Here is a 17,944-nt window from a genome sequence, read left to right as displayed (position 1 = left end):
GTTTGGAACAACACATTCACAACATGCCTTAAAATATAATCTTTTTGCTATTACCCCAAACAATTCATAGCTTTTTCGGATCACATTAATCAGATTTATCTATGATTTGTGACTATATATATTTCTACAACCAATTGGACTCAATGGATTTTCTGTGTCCATATCTGTCCGATATTTTTGGCAGCCTGATAAAAATTTAATTATTATATGTTTTAATTAACAGGATGAAACCATGCCGGATTTAAGACCGTTCACATCTTTTTCTGAATACGCACTTGCAGAATTGGACGAGTGGCATAATCAGGGAAGGCCCATTGCGGGAGTTTACTGTATATATGCCCCCACGGAACTTATCCGCGCTGCCGGGGCTGCCCCCATAAGTCTGTGCGGTAAGAAGCAGGACCCTATCCGCGAAGCCGAAAAGGACCTTCCGGCAGCATTCTGCCCGCTCATAAAATCCAGCTACGGCTACGCAGTAACCGAGACCTGCCCGTTCTTCAGCTTTTCGGACATAATAATCGCGGAAACCACCTGTGACGGCAAAAAGAAGATGTATGAGCTCATGGGAGAGATCAAACCACTGCATCTTATGCACCTGCCGCACACCCAGAGCGGCGAGGCAGCCCTGACCTACTGGCTTAACGGACTCCGCGAACTGGAAAAGTTTCTCTGCGAATATTCGGGAATCACAGTCACGGAAGAAGCCCTGCACGCGGAAATAGTACTTCAGAACAGGATTCGAAAAGAGTTGTACGAACTGATGGTTCTGACCGCGGACAAACGTTCTCCACTCTCGGCAAAAGAAATCCTGGCCGTACAGGAATGCAAGAGCTTCTCCGTACATCCTGAAAACTACCTTGAGAAAATCATAAAACTTAAAGCTGAACTTGAAGAATTTTACAAACAACCTGATCTCAATGAAAAGGAAGGGATAAGGATACTGCTTACGGGGTGCCCGGTGGGCAAAGGATCGGAAAAAGTAATCACCGTTACAGAAGAATTGGGAGCCCATGTTGTCTGCATGGAAAACTGTTCCGGCCTCAAGGGACTTACCCTGCCCATAGCTGAAACAGGTGATCCCTACGAAGCCATAGCCCGCCGCTACCTGCAGGTTCCCTGTTCCTGCATGACTCCCAACCGGGGAAGAACGGATTCAATCAGCGAGCTCAGCAAGACCTTCAATGTTGACGCAGTGATAGACCTGACATGGATAGGCTGTCACACCTACAATGCGGAATCTACAATTATACGGCGTTTTGTGGAAAACGAGCTTGAACTGCCTTTTCTGCATATCGAAACGGATTATTCTGAATCTGACGTAGAACAGTTGCGCACCCGCATCGAAGCGTTCATAGAACTTGCGGAATAGTTTTCTAAGGCATTACACGAGACTGTATGCCCTGCCGGGGCAGATATAGCCGAAGGCATTGCGTGACGAGCCATACAGGATATGCAGACTAAATCCATTTTTTCTTTTTAAAATAGATCAGCATAGCACAGGCGATGACGAACATCAGTCCGAGCAGGGCAAAATATCCGTACCTGAAACGAAGCTCCGGAATGAAATCGAAATTCATCCCGTAAATTCCGGCCAGAAAGGTCAGCGGAATAAAAATTGTGGCAAAGACTGTAAGGAACTTCATTGTTTCATTCAGTCTGGTGCTGATGGCCATATTGTAGGTGCTGTACAAATCTCCCAGCATTTCCTTGTATATTTCAACGGAATCAACAACCTGCTCGGATATGACGGCAAGCTCCTTGAGATATGGAAACGTGCTTTCGGCAAAAAGATCCGACTCCATCCGGTTGAGTCTGGACACAATATCCCTTGCCGGGCGCACTGATTTGCGCATGTAGGCTATTTCCTGACGATAAAAATGTATTTCTTCAAGCAGTTCCGATTCCGGGTTGTCAATCACGTCCTCTTCCATGTCTTCAATCCTGTCGCCGATTTTCTCGATCAGGGACAGATAGTTCTCGAAAAGGCAATCCAGAATGGCGTAGAGAAGATAATCAACACCCTTCTGGCGTATCTTGGCATTCTGGCGGGAAAGCCGCACCCGAACGGCTTCAAAGACATCCCCGGTACGCTCCTGAAAAGTGATCAGGAAATTATCACCGAGGACCGCGCAGACCTGATCGGCCTCAATGGTGCCGTCTTCGGCGTCCTCATAAAAGACTTTCATGTTGATGAAAACACAGTCCTGATATTCGGTCAGCCCCGGCCGCTGGCCCGGGTCCTGCACAACCTCCAGAAGCATGGGAGAAAGGCCGAACAGTTCACCGAGGTCATGCATCAGCGCTGAATCGTGCACGCCGTCAATATTGAGCCATACGGACGTGCCGTCCTGTACGGGAACCTTAAGGTCCCGGATTCCGGACACAGCTTCATCTGTAATCACCTCGGCATCATACGTGACCATTCTGAGCACGGAATTATCAAGCCTGCGCTGACCGGTAAAAACCAGTGATCCGGGAGGAAGACCCGCCTTCATATCAATTTTTCTTAAAAATCTGGACATATAAACCTCAAACAGGTCCAAGTGTTTGATTCCGCCACCAAGGGCTACGACACAGAAAAAAGCCTATACAGAATTAGAATAGCGTAAAGACAGTTAGATAGATGAAACATCACCTTTTCCGGCAGGAAGGTCCTTTACATGGATGTCCATCTGCGGAAAGGCGATTTCTATGTTCATTTCCTTGAAAGCACTATTTATGGCAAACCGGAGTTCCGACATGGTCACCAGCGTGACGTCGATATCATCGATCCAGATCCGCAGGATGAAATCAAGGCTGCTGGCACCGAAATCGCTGAAATGGACATATGGGGCCGGGTTCTTCATCACACGCGGATGTTCCGCTGCCAGCCTGAGCAGAACCTCGCGGACTTTTTCTATATCGGAACCATAGGCCACTCCGACCAGAATATCACGCCTGATAACGGAGTTGTTCTTTGTCCAGTTCGTCACCTGCGAAGCAACCAGATCAGAGTTCGGAATCATGATCACGGCATTTTCAAATGTCTCCACCAAAGTGGTGCGGATATTGATTTTTTTAACCGTACACCAGAGGCCGCTCAGCTCTATGACATCGCCCTGCTGGATTGATCTGCCAAAAAGGAGGATCAGCCCGCCGATGAAATTGTTCACAATATTCTGAAGTCCAAAACCTATACCGACACTTAGACCACCGGCAATTACCGTGATGCTCGTCAGGCTCAATCCTAGAATATGAAAGGATACAAGTGAGAATATAAGCCATACGGCGTATGAAAACAGGGTCTGTATTGACGGGACAGCCCCTCTTTTTCCTCTGGGCCAGGTGCTTCCCACGTATTCGATTGATACTTTGAAAGCGGATACACACTGTCTGGTCATAAAAAAGAATATCGCCAGCCAGACAATATTACCCAGTGAAATGGAATAATCATTCCGGGTAAAAGATATATCCATGACCCCGGAAACAGCGCTTATGCCGAAGAAATCGCACAGCCAGAACGCGGCAAGGCCGAATGCAACCGCCCAGCCGGCCGGAACGGCAAGGCTCCTCACCAACCCCTTTTTGAGTTCAACACTCATCTCCGTGCGGATAAAAAGAATCTGAGCCCAAGCCGATCCGAACCCCTTGATGAAAAGGACAAGCGACCAGATTATAGCCAGAACACAGGCCAGCCTTCCGTAACCGAACAGAGCGAGAAAAAACAACGGAGAAAGCAGACTGTCCCTACGTACGGACAGTGCCAGCCCCTGCAGCCTGCTCCGGGACCAGGCCCGGTAGGAACCGTATCCCCAGAACAAAAGAAGCATCACCAGAAAAATACAGATAACGAGTCTTCCAGGAATCTGCTGCACCAGCAGCAGTCCGCTTACAACAAACAGCAGCCCGGCCCTGATCTCACCGTCAACAAGGCCGACTCTGGCCCTGCAGATCAACTTGGAAAGCCGTAGAACGGCCCAGTAGAAAACTCCGAACGCCATGACGGCAACTGTTTCCATTGTATCCGGAAAAACAACTTTGTCTGCCGCATAAACAGCAAACGATAAACAGGCTGTAAAAAGGTAGCGCAACGACTTCCTGCGCTCAATTTCCGAACGATTCTGGAAATAGTCGCTTTTATCCATCAGGCGTATCAGAAAAGATCCGAAGATGAACAATCCTGCTACAATGAATAAAAATCTTGAATATTCGCTCTTGAATTTTGCGGTTGCAACTTTAAACTCGGAAGTCTTCAACTCCACCCATGACCGTCCGGGAACAAGTTTCCGCCAGAAATCAGTTGTGAAGACAGGGTCCTTACCTTCCACCAGCCAGTCGGACCACAGATCGAAAAGATCGTTCTTTTCCTTCTGCTCAAGCGAATCTATGCGGCTCTGGAGCCTACCTGAAATTTTAAGGAGATAGTCTATTCTCAGCAGCTGCTTTTCGGAATCGGATTTGAGAGACCTTATTTCCTTTATCCCGGACGTAACCATGCTGCTTATATCTTCCGGCATGCCATCCGGAACAGAGGACCAGGCATTGATGTACGACTTCAGAATATCAAGACGTGCGGCGCAATCCGACCGGGCCTGCCCCAGATCATCCAGAATGGCGGAGTTATCCCGGCCCAGACTCCCCAACCGGATTTTGAGCCGTTTGCGCTGTATGGGCGAAGCAAGGGAAGACCTTTCAGAGAGGGCAACATGCTGGAACTTCTGCTGCCAGTTGCTCAACTTGTCATGTGCATCCTTAAGGAAACTCTGCATTTCAGCATAGTTGACAACTTCTTCAGCCTCAAATTCCTTGAAGCTGTTGATACGGCTTGTAACCAGGCTGAAATCCTCCACCTGAGCGAGAACCGGATCGGCGGACGAAAATAATATAAAACACATGAAAAGCAGCAGTGCTGCTGAACCCGGAAAACAATTTCTCTTCCACACGACAGGATATCTCCAAACTAAAACAGTATAAAATTATTGTGGTTAACGCTTTTCAGGATATGTTTATTTCCTTAACTCTAAAACCTTTCGACTTGAGTGGCGACTTTCAATGCAGCCTCTCAAATGCCTTTTGGAGGAATAAAAAGCTGCATGCTCAAGGCTGAAGGACTTATACTATTCATCCTGTAGACCGTGCGCCATCATAAGTTTGAAAAGCTGCTCGAAAAATTTTCCGGAAACAACATCCGGCAAGGAAAAGACCGGCATGGCCGAATCGTGCAGCACTCCGGTATAGGCAAACCATATTTCAAACGAAATACGATCAAGCTGCGGGATGAGAATGTTGTGCCAAAGCTCTCCGTCATTTGAAAGGTCCAGCCCGAACGCACGGCACTGCAATGGCCTGAAATCGAACAGCAGACATTTTCCATCCTCCAGAAGTGGACAAAGCGAGCCGGATTCGGAAAGACAGTATCCGCTGCTGCCGGACGCTTCAAGTTCTCTGGCCGCCCTGCGTTCCGCACGGGATGTTTCAACAGCCCTTTCAATCACGGACTTGCGCTGCTCATGTGTAAGCTCCAGATTTATGCGCTGACTGAGATGCAGGGCCTCGGCAAGCTGGACACGTACCGGAACACGGCAGCACCGGTCATGATCCCGCCCGCAAAGGGTCCTGTTTTCATAACAGGAAGCACGCTGTTCAACCTCTTCAACAAGCTTAAAGTAATCGTTGAAGAAAGGAGACAGATCCACCAATCTTTTGAACTCAAGAGAAGGCTCGCGGGCTGATAGTTTGCCGCTTTTACGACCGTATTTACGGATCGTCCACCACTGGGCAAAATTGGCCGGTTTCGACCTTAATTTGCGCATTTTCTGCCCGGCCAGCCTATGTCCCAGTCCACGCCGCAGCAGATAGGCATTAAGAACCGTCCCGGTCCTTCCTATTCCGTGGCGGCAATGGATTAGCACCTTCTTGCCCAGATAAATGGCCTCGTCCATCCAGGCCAGAGCATTTTCCAGCTCCACAAGTCCCGGAGCCTCTTCATCGTCCAAAGGCAGGTAATGAACTTCAAATCCGGCACTGAGTTCTATCTCGTGCAGATCACAGAACTCTCCGCAGAGGTTAATGATGGCGTCAATTCCCTGCTCGCGGATATAATCAAGCTGGGCATAGCTCATGGGAGCACAGCCCACAGCCAGTTGATCCGTGACCCAGGTCAGACGGTACGGCAGTTCCTTATTCTCCTGAACCATCTGCCACCTCGATTTCATCAATGAACCTGCCGACCTCTGCATCAACATCTTCAACAGAAGTCAAGCGCATGTCCATGAGCCTGGTTACGGCAAGCAGGTATCCGAGAATCTCCAATTGCCGGGAAGTTTCATCCTTCGGCAGCCTGGAGCTGAACCCGTCCAGCATGTCGCCACGCAGTTCCGTATCAAATCCGTAATGGGCCAGCACCCTCTTTATGAATTCAATACGCAGGAGTCTGTTATCCAGCCCGGCCCCACCGCCCTTGAAACGGAAACGGATATAATTCTGGGCAGGTTCATCCGTGCACAGGGAATCCACTTCCGAAAGGTGATACCCGAACCGGATAAGCAGATGCAGGTAGTCTTCGGCAAGTATGCCGTAGCTGGCCAGCAGCTTGGAATCGCGGCTGAAAATTCCCGCCGACATCCGGTCAAATTCTTCCCAGTCCACGTGGGTCATCTCTTCCGGCCATGTAACCCGTTCATCGGAAAGACCGTTCCAGAAATGCAGCATGGGCAGGCAGCGGATGTCCTGCGGCTGCACATTTTTTTTACGGGCGGCGGAAGAATCCAACCCGCCATCCAGATCGAGCAGGTAGACGACAAGCGGCAATCCGGTTTCAAGCCTTTTGGCCGACCCCATGCCCAGACCTCGGCGATCAACAAGCGAGAACATTTCCCGGACCGACATTTCATGGCAGAAGCGGACAAAATCATGCAGGGAACGGCAGCCCTGCGGACTGAATTCCGGGGCCTGCGGGTCCATAAGGCTCAGCCTGACAGTATGGGGGATGATGCCGGTATACAGATCAAGCACCCTCTTTGAAACACCGGCAGTGCTGAATGAGCGGGTCAGAACATCCTCAACACATCCGTCATAAACAGCACCCTCTACTCCATCCACGGTCACAACCTGCCCCGAGGTGAACCTGTCCATGACAAAGCCCACCAGAACGGGAATTCCAAGTTCTCTGGCAACCGAGGCAAAATGACTTGCCCTGCTGCCGGTCTCCGAAAGCACCGCATTTATATTGCCGGAAAAAGTCAGCAACGAAGGTTTAAGTGTGGGGGTTACCAGCACCGCCCCTTCCGGTATTCCCGCAATCTCCGCTCCGGTTCTGGCAAAATAGATTTCCCCGCACCCGGCACCGTATGAGGCCTTTTCCAATCCTTCAATCACGGGAACTACCGGGACCGGACCGCGTTGTCTGACCGCCTCGGAATGTTCACGCTGCAGCGGCCGGGTCTGCAGAATATGAAACTGCCCGTCACCGTCCACGGCCCATTCCACATCCTGCGGACAGCCGAAATGCTCTTCAAGACGCAATGCACAGCGGGCAAGAGCAGTGAGAATCTCCTCCGGCGGCAGGCTTGAACGGTCATAAGCACACTCCCCCACCGGACAAGGATCATCGCCGCGGCTCAGGGACACTTTTGACGGGACAACACTTCCATCCACAAGGGAACTGCCAACGCCACGAACGGCATAAATTCCTATGGAATCCCTGTTCATACAGTCGGGGTCAACTGAATATATGACTCCGGCGCTGACCGCCTCTATCATGGGAATCACCACTACGGCCATTGCTGTATCACTGTCGGTCAACCCGTTGGAAATACGATAGGAAACAGCCCGCGGACAATATTTCCCGGCCAGCACCCGTTTGTATCCGTCCAGAACATCCTCGCGACGAATGTTCAATTCGCTGGCATACTGACCGGCAAAGGAAATTTCACTGTCTTCGGCCAGAGCGCTGGAACGCACCGCGATCAACCCTTCCGGGGGCAGGTGCAGTTTTATGCTCTCCTCCACTTCCGCAGCCACTTCCGGCGGAACTTCACCCGCTAGGATCAATTCCTGAATTTCCAGAGTGAGTTCTGCAAGACGGTCTCTTTTACCTGCTTCCATGCGGGAAAGCAGGACTTCAAGTTTATCCTGTAAGTCATTGAATTCAATATAGTGGTTGAATGCGTTGGCCGTGATCACGAAACCGCACGGAACATTGATGTCCCCAATGGCCAGAACACGCCCCAGATTTGCCCCCTTGCCTCCGGTCAGATGGGGGTATTCCCCGGCCTCGACCAGCGGGACAATATACGGAGGCGTACTGCTCGGCAGAGGCAGGGAAGAAGATTCCGCAACTTTATCGGCCACTCTTGAGAAGGCGGCTTCCAGATCACGGTAACCGGCCGGATTCATCTGCTCAAGCTGTTCGACCATACCATGAACAGCTTCCGCAAGATCACGGCAGGCAACACTTGCGAACTGCCGGTCGGCAAGCTTTTTCCCGTAGAAAACATCTTCCAGCCCGGCAATAATATCCATTGCGGCAGCATCATACTCCAAAAGCTTTTTGAATGATCTGTATTTATCGTTCAGGACTGTCTTCGGGGCAAACAGCCTGCCAAGCCTGTGTTTCCATATTTTTGCGGTCAAAACAAAGTCCTCCAACTTGTGCATATTCATCAATTGTCTTCCTGCCATCTGCGGAACAGGATTTTAATTATTATCGGCTGGTCCCAGCTTAAAAGAGATCATCTTCTTGTACAAAAACAAACATCTGGTATATGTTAATAAAAAATCAATTTTCCAAGCACAGGAAATCATTTGATATGAAATTTTTCAAAGAATGGTGGCTTGCCGGCTGCTTCATAGCAATGACTGTCGTTTCCATGGCAATCATTATTATACCAACGTCGATTACGAGCAGGAACTCACTCTCGACTCTGGCGCGGGACATAATGGTGAACATCACATCCTACACCATTGATAAATCAAAAAGCTACCTTCTTCCGGCAGAAAAGGCCGCAGAGCTTACCAAATTCCTGGCTGACAGCAAAATTGTCAGCAGCGAAACTCCGCTCTCCATGATTAATTATTTCTACCAGCAGATGAACCTCTACCCGCAGTTCACTAGTATATATTATGGCAATATCAAAGGCGAATTCTTCATGGCCTCCCGTTCCAATGCCAGATCTCCAGATGGATTTTATACCAAAATCATCAGAATTGAAAACAACATACGGACCTGCGATCTGACCTGGTCAGACCGGGATCATTTGGCAATAGAATCAAAAGAAGCCCCGGAAGACAGATACGACCCGAGGCAGAGGCCATGGTTCATAGACGCTGTCATGCAAAACGACATAGTCTGGACAGCCCCCTACCTGTTCTTCACCGGCAACAAACCGGGAATAACCACAGCTAGCCCCGTATATGACGAACGAGGAATTCTAAAAGGTGTTGTCGGTGTTGATATCAGCATAGAAGAGTTGTCTATTTTCCTAAGCAAGCTGACCATAGGAAAAGGAGGAAAGGCCTTCATAGTGGACAGCAGCGGAGATGTTGTCGCCTTTCCGGACCTCAAGGAACTGAAACAGATCGGCCAGGACGGACAGAAAATACGTTTGAGCAAAATTACGGAACTTGAGGACAAGGTCAGCCAGCGGGCATTCAGTTCACTGAACCTTCCCCCGGACAAACTGCCCAGACAGGCCGTGTTTACGAGTTTCATCTACGACAACAAGCGCTACAGCGCCATGTTCACCCCTTTCAGCAATTCCAAGTGGCCATGGATAATCGGCATCTACATACCGGAAAACGACTACCTGGGGGGCATAAAGAACACTCAGACCATCAACATCATCATTGCCATCTGTGCGGTTATACTGGCCGGAATCACCGGCTGGGGGGTGGCCCGCAAGCTCGAAATGAGCAGGGAAAACGCAATTCGGGCCAATGAATCAAAAAGCAGCTTCCTGGCAATGATGAGTCATGAAATCCGGACCCCGATGAACGTCATTCTCGGAGCCACCGACCTGTTGATGAATTCCGGTCCGCGCGAGCAGCAGAAATCATACATTAAACTGCTCCGCGATGCAGGAACCGGGCTGCTTGACCTCCTGAACGATATTCTGGACATGTCCAAAGTCGAAGCAGGTCTGCTGGAACTTGAAAATATAGGTTTCAACCCGCGCAAACTGCTCAGGCAGAGCATGGACGTTTTCACTTTTGCCGCTGAAAAGAAAAACATAGCGCTGGAACTGGAAATCGAACCGGAATTTCCGGAAGGAATTCTCGGTGATCCGGTACGGATGAAGCAGGTCCTCATCAACCTCATCGGCAATGCGGTAAAATTCACATCCAGCGGCGGGGTTTATGTGAGAGCGGACGCCGCCCGCTCGGCCAAAAGCAATAAAATCAAACTTATTTTCAAAGTCCATGACACTGGACCGGGAATACCTGCATCCCAGCAAAAGACCATTTTCAAAAGTTTCACACAGGCGGACAGGTCAATCACCCGTGAACATTCCGGTACCGGCCTTGGATTGTCCATCAGCAAAAGCATCAGCAAGCTGATGGAGGGTGATATTGAGGTGAACAGCAGCCCCGGTAACGGAAGTACATTTATCTTTACCGCCACTGTTTCGGAATGCAGAAACCTGCAGAAAGCGGAGACAGAACCGGTTTCCGAAGACGCAGCACCATGCACTCCGCGCAGGGTTCTGCTGGTGGAAGACAACAGAAGCAACCAGATGCTTTTCAGCCACTATCTGCAGGATTCACCGCACGAAATCTCAATAGCCTCCAACGGCGAAGACGGAGTCAAAATGTTCGGCCAGTTGAAACCGGACATTGTTTTCATGGACATTGAGATGCCGATAATGGACGGCTACGAAGCGACCCGTGAACTGCGAAAATGGGAAAAGGATAACAACTCCCCGGAAACACCGGTAGTGGCCCTGTCCGCGCATGCCATCAAAGGAACGGAAGAAGCTGTGCGCGAAGCCGGCTGCACATCCTATATGACCAAGCCGGTAACAAAAACCCAGCTTCTGGAAAAGATTAAGAAACACACTTAAATTAAATGATAATTATTATTGACAAAAGAGAGTGTTTTTTGAATAAACTATACAGAAGTTATCAATCCGGAATATATTCGAACAGATTTTCCGGATGAAAACATAAATCGATCATGAGAAAAGGGAGATATGCTATGACTTCAAGAAGAAAATTCATCTCACTGTCAGTTGCAGCAGCAGCCGCGGCATTGGTTCCGGCAGGAAAGGCTGAAGCAGCCAGTCCGAAGTTCCCGTCCAATGTGGTTTATACGGAAAAAGATCCCGGCGTATGGGCCAAAAAGGCGGCGACTCACCTGCCGCAGGTGGAGCGCAAAGACAACAAAGTAGTTATCAGGACCCTGCACCCGATGACAAAAGAACACTACATTGTCCGCCATACTCTGGTCGATGACAAAGGGAATGTGATCGGGGCAAAAACATTTTCAAATACCGATAAAAAAGCCGTGTCCCGCTTTGAACTGCCTGAAGGGGCAAAAGGCACCTACTACGCAACCAGTTTCTGTAACAAGCATGACTTCTGGGTAAAAAAAATCAAGCTGTAAGGGCCGATCATTTGCCGAACTGAAATCAGGAGAACCAAAAAACAACAAAGAGGAAAAGATGTATTTTAAACAGCTCACAACAGAAGGACTTGGCTGTTATTCATATGTGATCGGATGTCCCGGAGCAGGCGAAATGGTCATTGTCGACCCCAGAAGGGATGTGCAGGAATATCTGGATATTTCCCGGGAAGAAGGCATGAAGATCACCAAAGTGATCAACACCCACGTGCATGCGGACCATGTAGGAGGAGAACAGGAACTGCGGTCCATCACCGGAGCGGAGCTGATGATCCATGAAAATGCCGCCGTGGGTTATGAACATACTCCGATCAAAGAAGGCGACACCCTTGTTGCGGGAAACGCCAAACTGGACTTCATCTATACGCCGGGGCACACACCCAATGCCATATCCATTCTGGTAACGGATCTGGCCCGAGGTGCCGATCCGTGGATGATTCTGACCGGAGACCTGCTGTTTGTCGGCGACATAGGACGCCCGGACCTGCCGGGGGACGAGATACTGGATGAGCAGGTGGAAAACCTCTACAACAGCCTGTACGTCAAACTGGGCAAGCTTCCGGATTACCTTGAAGTATTTCCGGCTCACGGGCAGGGTTCCCTGTGCGGAAAGGGCATGAGCGCCAAACCTAGCAGCACGCTCGGCTATGAACGCCGCTACAATCCCATGCTCCGCTTCGACACCTTCGAAGCCTTCAGGGAAAAGGTCATGGAATCTTTTCCGAGCCGTCCGAAATCTTTCACCCACATAATCAATACCAACTTCAAGGGGGCTCCGCTGCTTGAACGCTGCCCGCTTGACCGGGCCATGAATCCGGAGAAATTCAAGCAGATGATCGAAAACGGCTGCACGGTAATAGACGTGCGTGACGCGGCCGGATTCGGAGGCTTTCATATTCCCGGCAGCATCAATATCGGGCTGGAAAAACAGCTTGCCAACTGGGTCGGCATGGCTGTTGAACCGGATGCGGACCTGCTGCTGGTGGTCAATTCAAAGGAAGACTACGATAAAATGTGCACCCAACTGCACAGAATCGGATATGACAAGATTTTCGGTTACCTGCATGGAGGCATCAGCGCATGGCTCCTGGCCGGTTATCCGGTGGAAAGTCTCGCCCAGAAATCAGCAGCGGAACTTCACGAAGCAATTGCGGAAGGCCGGGAATTCACCCTGCTTGATGTGCGCACACCTGCGGAATGGAACAACGGGCACATACGCGGGGCAATTCACAAACCGTTCGCGCAGGTTCTGGATGAAGGAATCGATGTGGACAAGGACAGCCCCGTTCTGGTCATGTGCGGTTCAGGTTACCGCTCCAATATCGCCGGCAGCGCCCTGCAAAGCAGCGGCTACACTCAGGTCTGTTCGCTGGCCGGCGGGGCAACTGCCTGGGCCAGATCAGGATATGAATTAATCTGATATGTTAAAAGAGCGTCCTGAAACTGCTTTTGCAGTTTCAGGACGCTCACAATAAAAGCTACTCCAGCAGGTTAATCCCGCCCATCCTTCAGGATATCGAAAATAGAATCGATACGAGTCCTGATTCCGGGAAGAAGCTCCAGGAACTCATCTCCGCTCAATCCTGTTTTTTTCCATGAATCATGATCCACAAAACCGAGTATTGTGGAGACTCCCGGAGAATAACCCAACGCCCTTGAAATAAAATCAGCCAGATGTACAACCATGGCGTCATTGTTGTATTTCACCATACCCGGAGCATGGTGTCCTGCGGCGGCGGCAACCAGGTGCTTGGGAAACTTCCATTCATCCAGAATAGTCCCGCTCAGTTGCGCATGGTTGAAACCTAAAAGTTCCTTTTCTGCCCGATAAAGACTTTCGTCCCTGTCTTTTGCAAGTTTAAGTAATTCCAGCCCCAGCCCGTCATCTTTTTCAAAAATAAACAACAAGCCCACATCATGCAGCACCCCGCCGGCAAAATACCGGTCAGGTTCATCAAACCCCAACCTTCGGGCAAGAACTTCCGCAATTACTGCACAGGCAACGGAATGCTTCCAGAACTGTTCTACATTGAGGACCGAATTTCCCGGCCGTTTGAACATACTGATTGCCGAAGCTCCCAGCGCAAGCCCCCCTATCTTTTTGAACCCGAACAGATCAACAGCCTTAGCCACGGTATCTATTTTCTGGTCAGCTTCTCCAAGTCCCTTGTTGGCAAGGCGCAAAACAGCTGCAACAAGCTTCGGATCAAGACTTATTGCCTCCACCAGTTCCGGTTTCCCTGCTTTGGGATCGGAAATAACATCTTGCAATAATTTCTGAATTTGGGGGAAGGAAGGAAGAACAACCTTGCATTTCAAAAATTCATGCGCACCGACAGGCCCTTTGTGCTGCCACATCTTTGCACCTTCAGGCCGAGGATATGGAGCGAAAACCTCAGGATTCTGCACCATCAATCTGCATATGGATTTAAAAGACTCTCCCTTAAGAGCCTGAGTCAGGTCGGAATCCCCTGAGCGACTGAAAAGCCGCTCCACATATGCTTTGGCTGCACGATGCAGAACAGCCCGTGACGTTGAATCCTTTGTACTTTTCTGCATAAACAATATTCCTTTATCAGACAAACAAGCCATGCAAGTACAATCTATCAATCACTCAATGCCGCTTGCAAATATACCAGATTAATAATTGTATCGCGAAAGGGCACATAAATACATACATATTTTTCAAAGAACGTCATTATTCCGGAAAAGCATCAAGGCTATGTAACAACGGTCATTTTTATAGATCAGGCGGGGCTCAGTATCTTAAAAATTTCCTCTATGTTCGCCTGTATATCAGGCATCATTCCCACAATCTGCTCCCCGGATATGCCGATCTGTTTCCATGCTTCAGTAGAAATGAACCCCAGCACAGCAGATACGCCGAGATCATATCCCAATGCTCTGGAGATGAAATCAGCAACGTGTACTACCCCGGCATTGATATCACTGTCAGCCTGTTCCGGATTATGATGCCCTGCGGCAGCAGTAATAAGCTGCTGCGGGAAATTCCAATCCTGAATAATCACACCGCCAAGTGTGGCATGGTCAAATCCCAGTACAGCCTGCTCCGTAGCGTAGAGACTTTTGCCGTTGTTCTGGGCATAATCAAGCAGTTCAACAGCAAGTCCGGAACTGCTCTCGAAAACTACATAAAGACCGATGTCGTGCAGCATCCCTCCCACAAAAAAACGTTCCGGGTCCCCAAGTCCGGCCACACGAGCAAGTTCCTGAGCAATAACCCCGCAGGCAATGGAATGCTTCCAGAACTTCTCGACAGGCAGAACGGCCGATGATTTCGACCGCTTGAAAAGACTCAGCGAGACAGTCCCCAAAGCCAGAGAACCGGCCTGCTTGAAACCAAGAAGAGCAACTGCCCGGGACGGAGTGTCAACTTCGGTCTGAAAACCGTACATGGCACTGTTGGCCAGCCGCAGGATAGCTGCAACAAGCTTCGGGTCTTTGCTTATCACCCTGGCAAGATCGGCAGCGGAACTCTCCGGGTCTTTTATGACCCGCTGAATTTCCAGCAGGACCTGAGGAAGTGACGGAAGCACAACCTTGGATTTCAAAAAATCACGGGGGCCTTCCGGCTTATTGCCATGCCAGGGCTCAATATCTACCGGGCGGGGCTTCGGCTGAAATTCATCAGGTTCAAGAACCATTCTTTTATATACCCTCTTAAATGATTCTTTCATCAGCGCCCGAATCAATTCATTATCTTCCGTCCTGCTGTAGAGCCGTTTGGTATACCGGATAGCAGCATCCTTGATCTGAGGATTCAGCGTTTTAGTGTTTTCAATTTCATTCATCAAATAAACCTTTTGTAGATATGGCTGCGTTCATCAGCTAAACAGCACATAATAAAGGAAAAATTGCGCTGAACAGTGTTTAACAGGTCAGAAATACAGACCGACTGCCAGCCGGAAAAATCGTTGCCGGTCTTGATAGGACAGATGCAGAACGCAAACGGAACCGGCTAAAATCAATCCTTGCCGGACTCATCGGCCGCCCAGCGAACAGTCCGGGCAAGGCCATCTTCAAACGGGACCTCCGCCTTGAACCCCTTGCCCGTAATTCTGGTCACATCAGCGTACGAATGTTTGATATCCCCTGCTCGTTCCGGGCGGAACTCGATTTCCGTAGGAGCGGAAGTCAGCTTTGCCACTATACCGGCCAGACGGAGCACGGAAATACTGCTTCCGGTCCCCACGTTGTAAATTCCGGTCAGTGGGCCGCGGCCCTCGCTGTCCAGACCTGCGGCAATAAGATAAGCGCTGACCACATCGTCCACGTAAATAAAATCTCTGGTCTGTTCTCCGTCCCCGAAAATCACCATATTCTTCCCGGCAAGCCCGAAGTCCACAAACTTTGATATAACACCACTGTACTGGCTGGTCGGGTCCTGCCGTGGACCGAAAATGTTGAAAAACCGCAAGGAGCATCCGAAACCGCTCGCCTCTATCAAAAAAGATGATTTGTACTTGGCAATTCCGTACGGACTCAGTTGGGTTGCCTCATCCGCATACTCTTCCCTGACCGGCAGCCTGTCCTCTTCTCCGTACTCTGCTGCCGATCCGGCGAAAACAAATCCACGCATCCCGAGCTTCCGTGCCGAAGCGTGCATACGCTCATTGGCCTCGAAATTGACCTCCATGGTCAACTCTGGATGTTCAACAGAATACGGAACACTTACGATGGCAGCCAATTGGAAGACCACGTCAAGCTCCGGGTGGTTGTCTTTGAATCTTTCAAGCAGGCCTTTTTCGGTGATCGAGACTTCGTGAAACTCGAATCCGGGGTGATCCCTGAATCCGGCCATATTGTGCTCATAACCGGTAAAAAAATTGTCCACACCCACTACATCATGCCCGGCAGCAAGCAGGGCGGCTGTCAAATGACTCCCGACAAACCCGGCACATCCGGTAACAAGACACGTTTTCTTATCCATTTCTGTCCTCCCCGACAAAAACATCAAGCCAACGGCTGACTGGAAAAAGTTATATATTCCAGATTATCCACACTTTTCGAAACAAGGAAAAAAGCGCACATAAGAGAAATAAGGCAGGAATAGCAATAACCGTAGCCGTAAAAAGTGAAACCAAGCTGGATGGAAAGCCAGCTGAGCCCGGCATTGCTGAACAGAAAAACAAGTGTAACAGCCAGTACTTCCTTGCGAAGGTCAAAGTAGAAAAGGATAATTACGGCAACGGAAAGCAGCACCTGAAGCAGCGATCCGACCAGCGCAACCTGAAGCAGCGGTTTCTGCAATGGGGAAAGCCCCACTGTGGCTATAAACTCCGGAGCCATGAATATGCACAGCCCGGTCAATGCTCCCTGTATAATAAGAATTTCGCGCAGGCTTTCACGCAGCATGGAAATCATAGCCTTTTTCTCTTCCATGATGCTGGAGAAATCTTTTTTGGAAACAATTTTGGCGAAATAATCGTGATAGTGCTCATAAAAATTTGTTTCCACCTTGACCAGAAAAATGGCCAGTGAAGGAACAATGGTCAGATAGGCGAAAAAGATAGGCCCTTCGTACATGTTATGAGTACGCAGGTACGGCACCACCATACGGGAATCCGGAGCAAACCAGAACAGGATCTTATCAATCCATATGGCCATATTGAAAAACAGACCGATAAGTGCAAGCTCCCAGTATTTTATAAAATAGGTAAGCATTGCCGGGTCCCAGACCCTTCCGGCAGGGAATTCGGCCAGCAGTCTGGCCAGCAGCCAGAAGAATATCACGGCCTGCCCCACTGTGTAGCCAAGCAGGTATCCATCCAGCCCCATTATCGGATAAAGAAAAAAAGCTCCCCCCACACTGACACTGGTGCCGATAGCGAAAGCCTGCACAATGGAGCTGAAATCCTTGACAGCGGAAAGAAATATCATGGCCATCCAGATCATGGCCACAATAAGGAAAAGAACCACGGCTATAATCTTATAGGTCATCGGCAACTCGAAAAACCATATTCCGCCGCCACCGATGACGGCACCTATAGCCAGAACAATCAACGATCCGGTCCAGAAAGCCGTCATGGTTGATTTCGTATCGTTGAGGTAAAATCTGTCGGCCAGATATCTGGTTACAACCAGCTGAATGAACCCGACATAAATGAGAGTGAATGCGTATACATACACAATGGTCGTTCTGAAAATATCCTGATCCAGCCGGGAAAACCCGGAATAGGAATAGAGCCCCAGTACAGCCAGGCAAAGCACGCTCATCAGCCACGGACCGGAAGAAACCATTGCCGCATAAAGATAGGCGGACATCTCGGCAAGGTAACTGTCCTTGCGCAGCATCTTTCTGAGTTCAAATCCTATTCCGGCCAT

At 49.7% G+C, this 17,944-nt stretch carries 12 protein-coding genes; 4 read left to right on the top strand and 8 right to left on the bottom strand.

The features are described 5' to 3' along the window. The first annotated feature begins 232 nt into the window (after positions 1 to 232). On the top strand, positions 233 to 1,369 hold the full coding sequence (locus ACKU4E_RS03025; protein ID WP_320169610.1) for a double-cubane-cluster-containing anaerobic reductase: 1,137 nt from the start codon (positions 233 to 235) through the stop codon (positions 1,367 to 1,369). 88 nt (positions 1,370 to 1,457) lie between these two features. Here ACKU4E_RS03025 and corA read toward each other — a convergent pair whose 3' ends face one another. From corA to ACKU4E_RS03005, 4 genes are all read right to left on the bottom strand, one after another. Further along, positions 1,458 to 2,522: a magnesium/cobalt transporter CorA gene (gene corA, locus ACKU4E_RS03020; protein ID WP_320169609.1), complete on the bottom strand. Its 1,065-nt coding sequence runs from the start codon at positions 2,520 to 2,522 to the stop codon at positions 1,458 to 1,460. Between the two features lie 93 nt (positions 2,523 to 2,615). Next, on the bottom strand, positions 2,616 to 4,922 hold the full coding sequence (locus tag ACKU4E_RS03015) for a mechanosensitive ion channel domain-containing protein (RefSeq protein WP_320169608.1): 2,307 nt from the start codon (positions 4,920 to 4,922) through the stop codon (positions 2,616 to 2,618). A gap of 174 nt (positions 4,923 to 5,096) precedes the next feature. Beyond that, on the bottom strand, positions 5,097 to 6,194 hold the full coding sequence (locus ACKU4E_RS03010) for a dual specificity protein phosphatase (RefSeq protein WP_320169607.1): 1,098 nt from the start codon (positions 6,192 to 6,194) through the stop codon (positions 5,097 to 5,099). After that, positions 6,160 to 8,643, bottom strand: a complete 2,484-nt coding sequence (locus tag ACKU4E_RS03005) for a PEP/pyruvate-binding domain-containing protein (protein WP_320169606.1) — start codon at positions 8,641 to 8,643, stop codon at positions 6,160 to 6,162. The genes ACKU4E_RS03010 and ACKU4E_RS03005 overlap by 35 nt, the downstream gene beginning before the upstream one ends. 146 nt (positions 8,644 to 8,789) lie before the next feature. On the opposite strand from ACKU4E_RS03005, the gene ACKU4E_RS03000 reads away from it, so the two are divergent. From ACKU4E_RS03000 to ACKU4E_RS02990, 3 genes are all read left to right on the top strand, one after another. Next, the gene (locus tag ACKU4E_RS03000) at positions 8,790 to 11,039 is read left to right on the top strand and encodes an ATP-binding protein (RefSeq protein ID WP_320169605.1); all 2,250 of its coding nucleotides are present in this window, start codon (positions 8,790 to 8,792) and stop codon (positions 11,037 to 11,039) included. A 134-nt stretch (positions 11,040 to 11,173) separates the two neighbouring features. Further along, a complete protein-coding gene (locus ACKU4E_RS02995) occupies positions 11,174 to 11,581 on the top strand; it encodes a desulfoferrodoxin family protein (protein WP_320169604.1) in 408 nt (135 codons plus the stop codon). A 58-nt stretch (positions 11,582 to 11,639) separates the two neighbouring features. Further along, complete coding sequence (locus ACKU4E_RS02990; protein WP_320169603.1) at positions 11,640 to 13,019, top strand: rhodanese-like domain-containing protein; 1,380 nt, start codon at positions 11,640 to 11,642, stop codon at positions 13,017 to 13,019. 71 nt (positions 13,020 to 13,090) lie between these two features. Here ACKU4E_RS02990 and ACKU4E_RS02985 read toward each other — a convergent pair whose 3' ends face one another. The 4 genes from ACKU4E_RS02985 to pelG all read right to left on the bottom strand — a co-directional run bounded on the left by ACKU4E_RS02985 (position 13,091) and on the right by pelG (position 17,944). Then, positions 13,091 to 14,158 carry an HDOD domain-containing protein gene (locus ACKU4E_RS02985; RefSeq protein ID WP_320169602.1) on the bottom strand — a complete coding sequence of 356 codons (1,068 nt, stop codon included), beginning with the start codon at positions 14,156 to 14,158 and terminating at the stop codon, positions 13,091 to 13,093. Between the two features lie 188 nt (positions 14,159 to 14,346). Continuing rightward, positions 14,347 to 15,411 (bottom strand): HDOD domain-containing protein, encoded by a 1,065-nt coding sequence (locus ACKU4E_RS02980; RefSeq protein WP_320169601.1) that lies wholly within the window; start codon positions 15,409 to 15,411, stop codon positions 14,347 to 14,349. A 173-nt stretch (positions 15,412 to 15,584) separates the two neighbouring features. Then, complete coding sequence (locus tag ACKU4E_RS02975; RefSeq protein WP_320169600.1) at positions 15,585 to 16,550, bottom strand: NAD-dependent epimerase/dehydratase family protein; 966 nt, start codon at positions 16,548 to 16,550, stop codon at positions 15,585 to 15,587. A 23-nt stretch (positions 16,551 to 16,573) separates the two neighbouring features. Then, positions 16,574 to 17,944 carry an exopolysaccharide Pel transporter PelG gene (gene pelG, locus ACKU4E_RS02970; RefSeq protein ID WP_320169599.1) on the bottom strand — a complete coding sequence of 457 codons (1,371 nt, stop codon included), beginning with the start codon at positions 17,942 to 17,944 and terminating at the stop codon, positions 16,574 to 16,576.

Source organism: Maridesulfovibrio sp. (assembly GCF_963677005.1).
In the GTDB taxonomy this organism is placed as follows: domain Bacteria; phylum Desulfobacterota; class Desulfovibrionia; order Desulfovibrionales; family Desulfovibrionaceae; genus Maridesulfovibrio.
The sequence above is the reverse complement of the archived record's forward strand: the minus strand, read 5'-3'. Positions and strand labels throughout refer to the sequence as shown.

Bases quoted from the DNA above. Each gene is read 5' to 3' on its own strand.
- ACKU4E_RS02995 (WP_320169604.1), top strand. From the start codon at position 11,174: ATGACTTCAAGAAGAAAATTCATCTCACTGTCAGTTGCAGCAGCAGCC.
- ACKU4E_RS03005 (WP_320169606.1), bottom strand. From the start codon at position 8,643: ATGAATATGCACAAGTTGGAGGACTTTGTTTTGACCGCAAAAATATGG.
- ACKU4E_RS02990 (WP_320169603.1), top strand. From the start codon at position 11,640: ATGTATTTTAAACAGCTCACAACAGAAGGACTTGGCTGTTATTCATAT.
- ACKU4E_RS03010 (WP_320169607.1), bottom strand. From the start codon at position 6,194: ATGAAATCGAGGTGGCAGATGGTTCAGGAGAATAAGGAACTGCCGTAC.
- ACKU4E_RS03025 (WP_320169610.1), top strand. From the start codon at position 233: ATGCCGGATTTAAGACCGTTCACATCTTTTTCTGAATACGCACTTGCA.
- ACKU4E_RS02975 (WP_320169600.1), bottom strand. From the start codon at position 16,550: ATGGATAAGAAAACGTGTCTTGTTACCGGATGTGCCGGGTTTGTCGGG.
- ACKU4E_RS02980 (WP_320169601.1), bottom strand. From the start codon at position 15,411: ATGAATGAAATTGAAAACACTAAAACGCTGAATCCTCAGATCAAGGAT.
- ACKU4E_RS03000 (WP_320169605.1), top strand. From the start codon at position 8,790: ATGAAATTTTTCAAAGAATGGTGGCTTGCCGGCTGCTTCATAGCAATG.
- ACKU4E_RS02985 (WP_320169602.1), bottom strand. From the start codon at position 14,158: ATGCAGAAAAGTACAAAGGATTCAACGTCACGGGCTGTTCTGCATCGT.
- pelG (WP_320169599.1), bottom strand. From the start codon at position 17,944: ATGGCCGGAATAGGATTTGAACTCAGAAAGATGCTGCGCAAGGACAGT.
- corA (WP_320169609.1), bottom strand. From the start codon at position 2,522: ATGTCCAGATTTTTAAGAAAAATTGATATGAAGGCGGGTCTTCCTCCC.